Below are 13,334 nucleotides of genomic sequence, written 5' to 3' on the forward strand. Positions count from 1 at the left end.
ACTTGCAGATTTTCTAATAGATAGTATCAGTAATGTAAAAGTCATGTAGATTTAGCTCTTGGTGCTACACAAATAAAAATTAGGTATATAAAATGACATACGAAGTAAAATCTCTTAATGAAGAATGTGGTGTTTTCGGTATCTGGGGACATCCAGATGCTGCTAAATTGACCTATTTTGGTCTCCACAGTCTTCAGCACCGTGGTCAGGAAGGGGCAGGAATCCTCTCCAATGATCAGGGGCAATTGAAGCGCCATCGTGACATGGGTCTTCTATCAGAAGTCTTCAGAAATCCTGCTAACTTAGATAAATTGACAGGAACTGGTGCAATTGGGCATGTGCGTTATGCGACTGCTGGCGAAGCTTCTGTAGATAACATTCAGCCTTTCCTCTTCCGTTTTCACGATATGCAGTTTGGCTTGGCTCATAATGGGAATCTGACCAATGCAGCCTCTCTCAAGAAAGAACTGGAACAAAGAGGCGCAATTTTCAGTGCGACTTCGGACTCTGAAATCTTGGCTCACCTCATTCGTCGCAGCCATAATCCGAATTTGATGGGAAAAATCAAGGAAGCACTCAGCCTTGTCAAAGGTGGTTTTGCCTATATCTTGCTGTTTGAGGATAAGTTGATTGCGGCTCTTGACCCCAATGGTTTTCGTCCTCTTTCAATCGGTAAAATGGCCAACGGAGCGGTGGTTGTTTCCTCTGAAACCTGTGCTTTTGAGGTTATTGGTGCTGAATGGATTCGTGATTTGAAGCCAGGTGAGATTGTGATCATTGATGACAAGGGCATCCAGTATGATAGCTATACGGATGATACTCAGCTCGCGATTTGTTCTATGGAGTATATCTATTTTGCCCGCCCTGATTCTAATATCCACGGTGTCAATGTCCATACGGCTCGCAAACGTATGGGTGCCCAATTGGCGCGTGAATTCAAGCACGAGGCGGATATCGTGGTTGGTGTGCCCAATTCTTCACTCAGCGCAGCCATGGGCTTTGCGGAAGAATCCGGTTTGCCAAATGAAATGGGTCTGATCAAAAACCAATACACCCAACGTACCTTTATCCAACCGACTCAAGAATTGCGGGAGCAAGGGGTGCGGATGAAACTCTCTGCTGTTTCAGGCGTTGTAAAAGGCAAGCGTGTGGTTATGATTGATGACTCTATTGTACGTGGAACAACCTCTCGTCGTATCGTTCAGCTCTTGAAAGAAGCGGGTGCAACTGAGGTTCACGTTGCTATTGGTAGTCCAGCGCTAGCTTATCCATGCTTCTACGGGATTGATATCCAGACCCGTCAGGAGCTAATTGCGGCCAATCATACGGTCGAAGAAACTCGCCAAATCATTGGGGCGGATAGCCTGACCTATCTTTCTGTTGAAGGATTGATTGAGTCGATTGGTATTGAAACGGATGCGCCAAATGGTGGTCTCTGTGTCGCTTATTTTGATGGTGATTACCCAACGCCTCTCTACGACTATGAAGAAGACTATCGTAGAAGTTTGGAAGAAAAGACCAGTTTTTACAAATAGATGACAGATCTTCCGTTAAAGAAAAGGAATATAAAAATGACAAATAAGAATGCTTATGCTTCACGTCTCACCACTGACTAAAAGCTAAAGCATTTGTCAGTAGACGCTTTGTCCTATAGGATCAAAGCTAGAGCCCTGACTAGTATTTTTAAATAAAATAATTGTTTATCTAAAAATACGTCGCAATCTTTCCCAAAAAAAGAAAAGGAAAAATAAAATGGCAAATAAAAATGCGTACGCTCAATCTGGTGTGGATGTTGAAGCGGGTTATGAAGTTGTTGAACGAATCAAAAAGCACGTGGCTCGTACGGAGCGTGCAGGTGTCATGGGGGCTCTGGGTGGTTTTGGTGGCATGTTTGACCTTTCAAAGACTGGGGTTAAAGAACCCGTCTTGATTTCAGGGACTGACGGTGTCGGAACCAAACTCATGTTGGCTATCAAATACGACAAGCACGATACCATTGGTCAAGACTGTGTGGCCATGTGTGTCAACGACATCATTGCTGCAGGTGCGGAGCCTCTCTATTTCCTGGACTATGTGGCGACAGGGAAGAATGAACCAGCTAAACTAGAACAAGTAGTCGCTGGTGTTGCAGAAGGCTGTGTGCAGGCTGGTGCTGCCCTCATTGGTGGGGAAACGGCTGAAATGCCTGGCATGTACGGCGAAGATGACTATGACTTGGCTGGTTTTGCGGTCGGTGTGGCTGAAAAATCTCAAATCATAGACGGTTCAAAAGTAGCTGAAGGTGATGTGATTCTTGGACTTGCTTCAAGTGGTATTCACTCAAATGGTTACTCACTCGTTCGTCGTGTCTTTGCGGACTATACAGGTGAGGAAGTCTTACCAGAATTGGAGGGCAAGAAACTCAAAGAAGTTCTTCTTGAGCCGACTCGTATCTATGTCAAGGCTGTCTTGCCGCTCATCAAAGAAGAGTTGGTCAACGGTATTGCCCACATCACAGGTGGCGGCTTCATCGAAAATGTCCCTCGCATGTTTGCAGCTGACTTGGCTGCTGAGATTGAAGAAGACAAGGTTCCAGTGCTTCCAATTTTCAAAGCCCTTGAAAAATACGGTCAGATCAAACATGAAGAAATGTTTGAAATCTTCAATATGGGTGTGGGACTCATGTTGGCAGTTAGCCCTGAAAATGTAGGCCGTGTCAAGGAATTGTTGGATGAACCAGTCTATGAAATTGGTCGCATCTTCAAGAAAGAAAACGAAAGTGTCATCATCAAATGAAAAAAATAGCGGTTTTTGCCTCTGGTAATGGCTCAAATTTTCAGGTGATAGCGGAACAATTTCCAGTAGAGTTTGTCTTTTCAGACCATCGTGACGCCTATGTGCTCGAACGTGCAGACAAGCTCGGCGTTCTGTCCTATGCTTTTGAACTCAAGGAGTTTGACAACAAGGCAGACTACGAAGCAGCCCTTGTCGAACTCTTGGAAGAGCACCAGATTGACTGGGTTTGTCTAGCAGGCTACATGAAAATTGTTGGGCCTACTTTACTGGCAGCTTATGAAGGCAGAATTATCAACATTCATCCAGCCTACTTGCCAGAATTTCCAGGAGCTCATGGGATTGAGGATGCTTGGAATGCTGGCGTGGATCAGTCTGGTGTGACCATTCACTGGGTGGACTCTGGAGTGGATACAGGAAAGGTCATCAAACAAGTACGTGTACCACGGTTGGCTGATGATACCATTGAAAGTTTTGAAACTCGGATTCATGAGGCAGAGTACAAGTTGTATCCGGAAGTTATTAGAGAATTGTTGGACAAGTAGATGAAAAAATGGTTGGAAACACTTGCCTTGATTACCTTGGTAATCATTCTACGTTTATTGGTAAATTTTTTCTTCCCAGAGATTCCCTATTGGGGGAGATTTTTACTGACAGTAATTTTGGGAGTCTTGGTAATCGTCTCCCTATACTTTATGAATCGAAAAATTCGTAGGTAGAGAGTTTGAAAATGAAAGGAAAAAACATGACTAAACGCGCCTTAATCAGTGTCTCAGATAAAGCGGGCATTGTTGAATTTGCCCAAGAGCTCAAAAAACTTAGTTGGGAGATTATCTCGACAGGTGGTACCAAGGTTGCCCTTGATACTGCTGGGATAGAAACCATTGCCATTGATTATGTGACTGGTTTTCCAGAGATGATGGACGGTCGTGTCAAGACCCTTCATCCAAATATCCACGGTGGTCTTCTTGCTCGTCGTGACCTTGATAGCCACCTTCAAGCGGCTAAGAACAATAATATCGAATTGATCGACCTTGTTGTGGTCAATCTTTATCCATTCAAGGAGACTATTCTCAAACCAGATGTGACTTACGCTGACGCGGTTGAAAACATCGATATTGGTGGCCCATCAATGCTTCGTTCAGCAGCGAAGAACCACGCTAGCGTAACAGTTGTAGTAGACCCTGTTGACTATGCTGTGGTTCTTGACGAATTGGCAGCAAATGGTGAAACGACTTACGAAACGCGTCAACGTTTGGCAGCCAAAGTTTTCCGTCACACAGCGGCTTATGATGCCTTGATTGCAGAATACTTCACAACTCAAGTGGGTGAAAGTAAGCCTGAAAAGTTGACCTTGACTTATGACCTCAAGCAAGCCATGCGTTACGGTGAGAACCCTCAACAAGACGCGGATTTCTACCAAAAAGCTTTGCCGACAGACTACTCAATTGCATCAGCCAAACAGCTCAACGGTAAAGAATTGTCATTCAACAATATCCGTGATGCTGATGCTGCTATCCGTATCATCCGTGACTTCAAAGACCGTCCAACCGTTGTGGCTCTCAAACACATGAACCCATGTGGAATCGGTCAAGCTGACGACATCGAAACTGCTTGGGACTATGCTTATGAGTCTGACCCAGTCTCAATTTTCGGTGGTATTGTCGTTCTCAACCGTGAGGTGGATGCTGCGACTGCTGAGAAGATGCATGGTGTATTCCTTGAAATCATCATCGCACCAAGCTATACGGATGAAGCGCTAGCCATTTTGACCAACAAAAAGAAAAACTTGCGCATCCTTGCCTTGCCATTTGACGCTCAAGATGCTAGTGAAGTGGAAGCAGAGTACACAGGTGTTGTCGGTGGACTTCTTGTGCAAAACCAAGACGTGGTTAAGGAAAGCCCTGCTGACTGGCAAGTGGTGACCAAACGCCAACCAACTGAGACAGAAGCGACAGCACTTGAGTTTGCTTGGAAGGCTATTAAATACGTCAAATCAAACGGTATCATCGTGACCAATGATCATATGACGCTGGGTGTTGGACCAGGTCAAACCAACCGTGTGGCTTCTGTTCGTATTGCTATTGACCAAGCTAAAGACCGTCTGGACGGCGCTGTGCTTGCTTCAGATGCCTTCTTCCCATTTGCGGATAACGTGGAAGAAATTGCCAAAGCAGGTATCAAGGCCATCATCCAGCCAGGAGGCTCAGTCCGTGACCAAGAATCTATCGAAGCGGCAGACAAATATGGCTTGACTATGGTCTTCACAGGCGTGAGACATTTTAGACATTAAGAAGGTAAAGGGAAGAAAACAGTTTCTTTCCTTTTTTTGCGTAAAAACGCGGAGTGAAACAAGATTAAAACGAACGTTTATGTTATAATATTAGTAAATAATTCGCAAAAGAGGTTGTAAGATGAAGCTGTTAGTTGTCGGTTCGGGTGGTCGTGAGCATGCGATTGCTAAGAAGTTGCTTGAGTCAAAAGACGTTGAAAAAGTATTTGTAGCTCCTGGGAATGACGGTATGACTCTGGATGGTCTGGAATCGGTAAATATCTCTATTTCCGAACATTCTAAATTGATTGAGTTTGCAAAAACCAACGATATTGCTTGGACCTTTATAGGGCCAGATGACGCCCTTGCGGCTGGTCTCGTGGATGATTTCCATGCGGCTGGTCTCAAAGCCTTTGGTCCGACAAGATTGGCAGCTGAGCTGGAGTGGTCCAAGGATTTTGCCAAGGAAATCATGGTCAAATACGGCGTTCCGACAGCAGCCTATGGCACATTCTCAGATTTCGAGGAAGCCAAGGCCTATATCGAAAAGCAGGGTGCGCCTATCGTAGTCAAGGCGGATGGCTTGGCGCTTGGGAAGGGTGTCGTCGTTGCGGAGACGGTTGAGCAAGCAGTCGAAGCAGCTCATGAGATGCTATTGGACAATAAATTCGGTGATTCAGGTGCGCGTGTAGTTATTGAGGAATTCCTTGATGGGGAGGAATTTTCACTCTTTGCCTTTGTCAATTGTGATAAGTTCTACATCATGCCAACGGCTCAGGACCACAAACGTGCCTATGATGGTGACAAGGGGCCCAACACGGGAGGTATGGGGGCATATGCGCCAGTTCCACACTTACCACAGAGTGTGGTTGATACAGCGGTTGACACCATTGTCAAGCCAGTCCTTGATGGCATGATTAAAGAAGGGCGCCCTTATCTGGGTATCCTTTACGCAGGGCTTATCTTGACAGCTGATGGACCTAAGGTCATCGAGTTTAATGCTCGCTTCGGAGATCCTGAAACTCAGATTATTCTACCTCGTTTAACATCTGACTTTGCACAAAATATTACGGATATCCTCGATGGCAAGGAGCCAAACATCACCTGGACGGACAAAGGTGTGACTCTGGGTGTGGTTGTTGCATCCAACGGTTATCCGCTAGACTATGAAAAAGGTGTCAAGCTGCCAGCCAAGACAGAAGGAGACATCATCACCTACTATGCAGGTGCTAAGTTTGCGGAAAATAGCAGAGCACTGCTATCAAACGGTGGACGTGTTTATATGCTCGTTACCACAGCCGATACCGTCAAAGAAGCCCAAAACACCATCTACGGCGAACTCAACAAACAAAACACAGAAGGCCTCTTTTACCGAACAGATATTGGAAGTAAGGCTATAAAAGATTAACAGATACTAACTTTGTCATGGCGAGCAAGAGCGAGCCAAAGTAAGATAATGGTCGCCGTGGTGAAAAGACCAGAACAGATACTGTTCTGGTCGGGGAAACTTTGAGACCTTAGGCTCAAAGTTTAGGAATGAAACCGAAGGTTTGCTTCCGTCCCCACCACCTAAGACCATTATCAAAAAAGAAGAAAAAAGGAAAAATTATGACTAAACCAATTATTTCCATCATCATGGGCTCAAAATCTGACTGGGCAACCATGCAAAAAACCGCCGAAGTCCTAGACCGCTTCAGCGTTGCTTACGAAAAGAAGGTTGTATCTGCCCACCGCACACCAGACCTCATGTTCAAGCATGCAGAAGAAGCCCGTAGCCGTGGTATTAAGATCATCATCGCAGGTGCTGGAGGCGCAGCCCATTTGCCAGGTATGGTCGCAGCGAAAACAACCCTTCCTGTCATCGGGGTGCCTGTCAAATCGCGTGCCCTTAGTGGCGTGGATTCACTCTATTCCATCGTTCAGATGCCGGGCGGCGTGCCTGTTGCGACAATGGCTATCGGTGAAGCTGGTGCGACAAATGCGGCTCTCTTCGCCCTCCGTCTTCTTTCAGTAGAGGATCAGGCTATCGCGACAGCTTTAGCAGATTTCGCAGAAGAACAAGGAAAAATTGCAGAGGAGTCTACCAATGAGCTCATCTAAAACAATTGGAATTATAGGTGGCGGCCAGCTGGGTCAGATGATGGCCATTTCTGCTATCTACATGGGGCACAAGGTTATCGCGCTGGATCCTGCGGCTGATTGCCCAGCCTCTCGTGTGGCGGAAATCATAGTGGCTCCTTATAACGATGTGGACGCTTTGCGTCAGTTGGCTGAGCGATGCGATGTTCTGACCTATGAGTTTGAAAATGTCGATGCTGACGGTTTGGATGCCGTTATCAAGGATGGACAACTCCCTCAAGGTACAGACCTGCTCCGCATTTCTCAAAATCGGATTTTTGAGAAGGACTTCCTCTCAAACAAGGCTCAAGTCACTGTAGCACCTTACAAGGTTGTGACCTCAATCCAAGATTTGGCAGATATTGACCTTTCCAAAAACTATGTCCTCAAGACTGCGACTGGTGGTTACGATGGGCATGGGCAAAAGGTCATTCGCTCAGAAGCAGACTTGGAAGAAGCCTATGCGTTAGCTGACTCATCGGACTGTGTTTTGGAAGAATTCGTCAACTTTGACCTTGAAATTTCTGTCATCGTATCAGGAAATGGCAAGGACGTGACGGTTTTCCCAGTTCAGGAAAATATCCACCGAAACAACATTCTTTCGAAAACCATTGTGCCTGCTCGCATTTCAGAAAGTTTAGCTGAAAAAGCTAAAGCCATGGCAGTGCGAATAGCAGAACAGCTTAACCTGTCCGGAACCCTCTGCGTGGAAATGTTTGCAACTGCTGATGACATCATTGTCAATGAAATTGCTCCGCGGCCACATAACTCAGGGCATTACTCGATTGAAGCCTGCGACTTTTCGCAGTTTGATACTCACATATTAGGTGTTCTGGGAGCACCATTGCCAGCTATCAAACTACATGCGCCTGCTGTTATGCTCAATGTCCTCGGCCAGCATGTCGAGGCCGCTGAAAAATATATCACAGAAAATCCAAGCGCCCACCTCCACATGTATGGTAAAATAGAAGCGAAACACAATCGCAAGATGGGACATGTGACTTTATTTAGTGATGTGCCAGATAATGTTGAGGAATTTGGGAAAGGGATTGATTTTTAGGACAAGTCTATGATACAAATTATCGTTAACGCTTTTGTTGAAAAGGATAAGACTGGAGCAGTCGTCGAGGTTTTGTATGCTAGTAGTGATCACGAAAAGGTAAAGGCTAAATATGAAGAGCTGGTTGCTCAATATCCTGAAAACTATTTAGCAATTTATGACTTGCCACTGGATACAGACCTTAATTTATTGGAACATTACCCGTCTGTATGGATTGGGAAAGAAGAATTTGAATAATTTGGCTAATTAATGTTCTATGCTTTGTTTGCACATTGTGAAGTAGAAAAAGAAAGGAAAAATTAACAACATGATCAATCGTTACTCTCGCCCTGAGATGGCGAACATTTGGAGTGAAGAAAATAAATACCGTGCTTGGCTTGAGGTGGAAATCTTGGCTGACGAGGCATGGGCTGAGTTGGGGGAAATTCCTAAAGAAGATGTGGCTTTAATTCGAGAGAAGGCTGACTTTGATATCGACCGTATTTTGGAGATTGAGCAGGAGACTCGCCATGATGTGGTTGCCTTCACGCGTGCGGTTTCTGAGACTCTTGGTGAAGAGCGTAAGTGGGTCCATTATGGTTTGACTTCTACTGATGTGGTAGATACGGCCTACGGTTACCTCTACAAGCAGGCCAACGACATTATCCGTCGTGACCTTGAAAATTTCACCAACATCATCGCTGATAAGGCTAAGGAGCACAAGTTCACCATCATGATGGGGCGTACCCACGGTGTGCATGCTGAGCCGACAACCTTTGGTCTTAAATTGGCGACTTGGTACAGCGAAATGAAGCGCAATATCGAGCGTTTCGAGCATGCGGCTGCTGGAGTGGAAGCTGGTAAGATCTCTGGTGCGGTTGGTAACTTTGCCAATATCCCGCCATTCGTTGAGCAATACGTCTGCGACAAATTGGGTATCCGTGCCCAAGAAATCTCTACACAGGTGCTTCCTCGTGACCTTCATGCTGAGTACTTTGCGGTTCTTGCCAGCATCGCGACTTCAATCGAACGTATGGCGACTGAGATTCGTGGTTTGCAAAAATCTGAGCAACGCGAAGTGGAAGAGTTCTTTGCCAAAGGTCAAAAAGGTTCATCTGCAATGCCTCATAAACGCAACCCAATCGGTTCTGAGAACATGACGGGTCTTGCGCGTGTTATCCGTGGTCACATGGTGACAGCCTATGAGAACGTGGCTCTCTGGCACGAACGTGATATTTCGCACTCATCAGCTGAGCGCATCATCACACCAGATACGACCATCTTGATCGACTACATGCTTAACCGTTTTGGAAATATCGTTAAAAACTTGACAGTCTTCCCAGAAAACATGATCCGCAACATGAACTCAACTTTTGGTCTTATCTTTAGCCAACGTGCCATGTTGACCTTGATTGAAAAAGGCATGACCCGTGAGCAAGCCTATGACTTGGTGCAACCAAAAACAGCCTACTCTTGGGACAACCAAGTAGATTTTAAACCACTTCTCGAAGCAGATCCAGAGGTGACATCACGCCTCACACAAGAAGAAATCGACGAAATCTTTAACCCAGTTTATTACACTAAACGAGTGGATGATATCTTTGAACGTCTAGGTTTAGGATAATTAGAATAAAAATCGAAGTTCTATTACTCTATTTATAGGAGTAGAAGAACTTCGATTTTTATTTTTATAAAAGTGACTTTAATAAAAAATTACCTATATTTTAGTAAAATTTAAACAAATTTAGTCTATCTTAATTAACATATAGAAAATATACTTTTAATGTCATATAATAAGCATAGAAAAAGCCCAAGCAAGGCTTAGGCTTTCTTCTTAGTGATCACGATCACATGAAATGAATTTAATTTTGTAGTAATCCGCTCGTTTATATGTTTCGCTGTATGCGAGAACTTGACCAGTAGACTCAAGTTTAGTAGTCTTGGTTTGTAAAACGGTTGGGAATTGTTCATCGACTCCGAGGACCGAAGCCGCATGTTCTGGAGTTGGAAATGCTATTTCATTGATTTCTTCAAAATGTTCATCATTCATGTGAATGTGGTAATCCAATTTGAAACGGTTATAGATAGAGCTATAATATTCAAGATTTGGATAATTTGCGTTGATGTATTGTTCTGGAATGTAAGATGTATGGTAGATGTACACAACACCACCTGTTTCGCGTACGCGTTCAATCTTGTAGTAGAACTGGTCACCACGTAATCCAAGTTTTTCTAAGTAGCTTAGTTTGTTTCCACGCTCAATAGAAAGGACGGTCACTTTATCATCTTTAGTCTCAAAAACTTCTACATCTGAAAACTCTACGAGTTTGTGTTTGCGTGCGCGTGAAACGAAGGTACCTTTTCCTTGTTGGCGGACAATATAGCCATCCTTGGCAAGGTCGTTTAAAGCGCGAACAACTGTGATAGAACTAACATCATACATTGCAATTAATTGAGCTTCAGTGTAGAATTTATCTCCACTGACAAATTGACCAGAAATGATTTTGTTCTTTAACTCATCTTTAATATATTGATACTTAGGAATTGCCATATTTTCACCTCGATTTTCCTTCTCCACTAAAAATTTTACCATAAAGCTGGAAAGAATAGTAGCCTTTTGAATAAAAAAATTAGAATAATAGGCTATAAGGTTAATTTACATAGGAATAAATAGAAAAACATACATTTTTATACATGGTACTAAAATGGTGTTATGACTATATATTACAAGATTTTTATAAGTTTTTTGTGTAAAAGTTAGTGAAAAATGAAAAAAATTGTGAAAACCTATTGACAAATGCAAGATATTGAGATATATTTACTATATCAACAAATGAAAGCGTAAACTTTAGTTGTCAGAAGGTAAGAATATGACACGATTTGAGATACGAGATGATTTTTATCTCGATGGAAAATCATTTAAGATTTTATCTGGCGCCATTCATTATTTTAGGGTTCCTCCAGAGGATTGGTATCATTCGCTCTATAACTTGAAGGCTCTTGGTTTTAATACAGTAGAGACTTATGTAGCTTGGAATTTACACGAGCCTCGTGAGGGTGAGTTTCACTTTGAAGGAGCTCTGGATTTGGAGCGATTTCTCCAGACAGCACAAGATTTGGGTCTTTACGCTATCGTTCGTCCCTCTCCCTTCATCTGTGCGGAGTGGGAATTCGGTGGCTTACCAGCTTGGCTTTTAACCAAAGATATGAGGCTTCGTTCCTCAGATCCGGCCTATATTGAAGTTGTCGGTCGCTACTATGACCAGCTCTTATCACGGTTGGTTCCACATTTGTTGGACAATGGTGGCAATATCCTCATGATGCAAGTTGAAAATGAGTATGGTTCTTACGGAGAAGATAAGGTTTATCTGAGAGCAATTCGACAGCTGATGGAAGAGCGTGGTGTAACCTGTCCCCTCTTTACGTCAGATGGTCCATGGAGAGCTACTCTGAAAGCTGGAACCTTAATCGATGATGACCTCTTTGTAACAGGAAACTTTGGTTCTAAGGCACCTTATAACTTTTCACAGATGCAGGAATTCTTTGATGAGCATGGCAAGAAATGGCCGCTCATGTGTATGGAGTTCTGGGATGGCTGGTTCAATCGTTGGAAAGAACCGATTATCACACGGGATCCGAAAGAGTTGGCAGATGCAGTTCGAGAGGTTTTGGAACAAGGCTCCATCAATCTTTACATGTTCCATGGTGGCACAAACTTTGGTTTCATGAATGGTTGCTCAGCTCGAGGGACTTTGGACCTGCCACAAGTTACATCTTATGATTACGATGCCCTTCTGGATGAAGAAGGAAATCCAACTGCCAAATATTTGGCAGTCAAGAAGATGATGGCAACACATTTCCCAGAGTATCCCCAGTTGGAACCACTCTACAAAGAGAGTATGGAGTTGGATGCTATTTCACTGGTAGAAAAAGTTTCCTTGTTTGAAACTTTGGATAGCTTGTCAAGTCCTGTAGAAAGCCTTTATCCTAAAAAGATGGAGGAGTTGGGACAAAGCTATGGCTATCTACTCTATCGAACAGAAACAAACTGGGATGCAGAAGAAGAAAGACTTCGTATCATTGACGGTCGAGATAGAGCTCAGCTTTATGTCGATGGTCAGTGGGTTGAAACCCAATATCAGACAGAGATTGGGGAAGATATTTTTTATCAAGGTGAAAAGAAAGCGCTATCTAGGCTAGATATCTTGGTAGAAAATATGGGGCGTGTCAACTATGGACACAAGTTCTTAGCGGATACGCAACGTAAGGGAATTCGGACAGGTGTTTGTAAGGATTTGCACTTCTTACTAAACTGGAAACACTATCCACTCCCACTAGATAATCCTGAGAAAATTGATTTTTCAAAAGGATGGACAGAAGGACAACCAGCCTTTTATGCTTATGATTTTACAATCGAAGCGCCAAAAGATACTTACCTAGACTTGTCTGAGTTTGGTAAGGGAGTTGCCTTTGTCAATGGGCAGAATCTAGGACGTTTTTGGAACGTCGGCCCGACCCTCTCGCTTTATATTCCTCATAGCTATCTCAAGGAAGGTGCTAATCGTATCATTATCTTTGAAACAGAGGGCCAATATAAAGAAGAGATTCATTTAACTCGTAAACCTACACTAAAACACATAAAGGGGGAAAACTTATGACAATTGTAGGATGCCGTATCGATGGACGTTTGATCCACGGACAAGTGGCCAATCTTTGGGCTGGAAAACTAAATGTTTCACGTATTATGGTTGTGGATGACGAAGTTGTCAACAACGACGTTGAAAAGAGTGGTTTGAAACTAGCGACACCACCAGGTGTGAAATTGAGTATTTTGCCAATTGAGAAAGCGGCAGCCAATATTCTTGCTGGTAAATACGATAGCCAACGTCTCTTTATCGTGGCTCGTAAACCAGACCGCTTTCTTGGTTTGGTAGAAGCAGGTGTACCACTTGAAACCCTTAATGTTGGGAATATGTCTCAAACACCAGAAACTCGCCCTATCACACGTTCTATCAACGTAGTGGACAAGGATGTGGAAGATTTCCACAAATTGGCAGAAAAAGGTGTTAAACTTACTGCTCAAATGGTTCCAAATGATCCAGTTTCAGACTTTTTGAGCTTATTAAAATAGGA

General features: G+C 43.7%; 12 protein-coding genes. 11 read left to right on the forward strand and 1 reads right to left on the reverse strand.

The genetic code is table 11. The features are described 5' to 3' along the window. Window positions 1-92: 92 nt before the first annotated feature. The 9 genes from purF (at window position 93) to purB (ending at window position 9,825) form a co-directional block, all read left to right on the forward strand. The gene (gene purF, locus D8837_RS01385; protein ID WP_042749759.1) at window positions 93-1,535 is read left to right on the forward strand and encodes an amidophosphoribosyltransferase; all 1,443 of its coding nucleotides are present in this window, start codon (window positions 93-95) and stop codon (window positions 1,533-1,535) included. A gap of 217 nt (window positions 1,536-1,752) precedes the next feature. Further along, a complete protein-coding gene (gene purM, locus D8837_RS01390) occupies window positions 1,753-2,775 on the forward strand; it encodes a phosphoribosylformylglycinamidine cyclo-ligase (protein WP_125455951.1) in 1,023 nt (340 codons plus the stop codon). After that, on the forward strand, window positions 2,772-3,317 hold the full coding sequence (gene purN, locus D8837_RS01395; protein ID WP_125455952.1) for a phosphoribosylglycinamide formyltransferase: 546 nt from the start codon (window positions 2,772-2,774) through the stop codon (window positions 3,315-3,317). Before purM ends, purN begins: the two co-directional genes overlap by 4 nt. A 200-nt stretch (window positions 3,318-3,517) precedes the next feature. Beyond that, entirely contained in the window at window positions 3,518-5,065 is a 1,548-nt protein-coding gene (purH, locus tag D8837_RS01400) for a bifunctional phosphoribosylaminoimidazolecarboxamide formyltransferase/IMP cyclohydrolase (RefSeq protein WP_125455953.1), read from the forward strand. A gap of 121 nt (window positions 5,066-5,186) precedes the next feature. Then, a complete protein-coding gene (gene purD, locus D8837_RS01405) occupies window positions 5,187-6,452 on the forward strand; it encodes a phosphoribosylamine--glycine ligase (RefSeq protein WP_125455954.1) in 1,266 nt (421 codons plus the stop codon). A gap of 200 nt (window positions 6,453-6,652) precedes the next feature. Continuing rightward, the gene (gene purE, locus D8837_RS01410) at window positions 6,653-7,144 is read left to right on the forward strand and encodes a 5-(carboxyamino)imidazole ribonucleotide mutase (protein WP_125455955.1); all 492 of its coding nucleotides are present in this window, start codon (window positions 6,653-6,655) and stop codon (window positions 7,142-7,144) included. After that, window positions 7,131-8,222 carry a 5-(carboxyamino)imidazole ribonucleotide synthase gene (gene purK / locus D8837_RS01415; RefSeq protein ID WP_125455956.1) on the forward strand — a complete coding sequence of 364 codons (1,092 nt, stop codon included), beginning with the start codon at window positions 7,131-7,133 and terminating at the stop codon, window positions 8,220-8,222. Before purE ends, purK begins: the two co-directional genes overlap by 14 nt. Before the next feature lie 9 nt (window positions 8,223-8,231). Next, complete coding sequence (locus tag D8837_RS01420) at window positions 8,232-8,459, forward strand: phosphoribosylaminoimidazole carboxylase (protein ID WP_125455957.1); 228 nt, start codon at window positions 8,232-8,234, stop codon at window positions 8,457-8,459. 70 nt (window positions 8,460-8,529) lie between these two features. Beyond that, entirely contained in the window at window positions 8,530-9,825 is a 1,296-nt protein-coding gene (gene purB / locus D8837_RS01425; RefSeq protein WP_125455958.1) for an adenylosuccinate lyase, read from the forward strand. A gap of 210 nt (window positions 9,826-10,035) precedes the next feature. Here purB and D8837_RS01430 read toward each other — a convergent pair whose 3' ends face one another. Continuing rightward, window positions 10,036-10,752: a GntR family transcriptional regulator gene (locus D8837_RS01430; protein ID WP_125455959.1), complete on the reverse strand. Its 717-nt coding sequence runs from the start codon at window positions 10,750-10,752 to the stop codon at window positions 10,036-10,038. Window positions 10,753-11,071: 319 nt separating this feature from the next. Here D8837_RS01430 and D8837_RS01435 point away from each other — a divergent pair, with 319 nt between their 5' ends. Both D8837_RS01435 and D8837_RS01440 read left to right on the forward strand, forming a co-directional pair. Beyond that, a complete protein-coding gene (locus D8837_RS01435; RefSeq protein ID WP_125455960.1) occupies window positions 11,072-12,859 on the forward strand; it encodes a glycoside hydrolase family 35 protein in 1,788 nt (595 codons plus the stop codon). After that, window positions 12,856-13,332 carry a PTS sugar transporter subunit IIB gene (locus D8837_RS01440; RefSeq protein ID WP_125393674.1) on the forward strand — a complete coding sequence of 159 codons (477 nt, stop codon included), beginning with the start codon at window positions 12,856-12,858 and terminating at the stop codon, window positions 13,330-13,332. Before D8837_RS01435 ends, D8837_RS01440 begins: the two co-directional genes overlap by 4 nt. Window positions 13,333-13,334: the final 2 nt, after the last annotated feature.

Origin of the sequence: Streptococcus mitis (assembly GCF_003942965.1) — a bacterium.
Lineage (GTDB): Bacteria > Bacillota > Bacilli > Lactobacillales > Streptococcaceae > Streptococcus > Streptococcus mitis_BH.

What these genes read in the sequence shown, in the direction of transcription:
- purF (WP_042749759.1), top strand. Translation starts at nt 93, where the DNA reads ATGACATACGAAGTAAAATCTCTTAATGAAGAATGTGGTGTTTTCGGT.
- purM (WP_125455951.1), top strand. Translation starts at nt 1,753, where the DNA reads ATGGCAAATAAAAATGCGTACGCTCAATCTGGTGTGGATGTTGAAGCG.
- purN (WP_125455952.1), top strand. Translation starts at nt 2,772, where the DNA reads ATGAAAAAAATAGCGGTTTTTGCCTCTGGTAATGGCTCAAATTTTCAG.
- purH (WP_125455953.1), top strand. Translation starts at nt 3,518, where the DNA reads ATGACTAAACGCGCCTTAATCAGTGTCTCAGATAAAGCGGGCATTGTT.
- purD (WP_125455954.1), top strand. Translation starts at nt 5,187, where the DNA reads ATGAAGCTGTTAGTTGTCGGTTCGGGTGGTCGTGAGCATGCGATTGCT.
- purE (WP_125455955.1), top strand. Translation starts at nt 6,653, where the DNA reads ATGACTAAACCAATTATTTCCATCATCATGGGCTCAAAATCTGACTGG.
- purK (WP_125455956.1), top strand. Translation starts at nt 7,131, where the DNA reads ATGAGCTCATCTAAAACAATTGGAATTATAGGTGGCGGCCAGCTGGGT.
- D8837_RS01420 (WP_125455957.1), top strand. Translation starts at nt 8,232, where the DNA reads ATGATACAAATTATCGTTAACGCTTTTGTTGAAAAGGATAAGACTGGA.
- purB (WP_125455958.1), top strand. Translation starts at nt 8,530, where the DNA reads ATGATCAATCGTTACTCTCGCCCTGAGATGGCGAACATTTGGAGTGAA.
- D8837_RS01430 (WP_125455959.1), bottom strand. Translation starts at nt 10,752, where the DNA reads ATGGCAATTCCTAAGTATCAATATATTAAAGATGAGTTAAAGAACAAA.
- D8837_RS01435 (WP_125455960.1), top strand. Translation starts at nt 11,072, where the DNA reads ATGACACGATTTGAGATACGAGATGATTTTTATCTCGATGGAAAATCA.
- D8837_RS01440 (WP_125393674.1), top strand. Translation starts at nt 12,856, where the DNA reads ATGACAATTGTAGGATGCCGTATCGATGGACGTTTGATCCACGGACAA.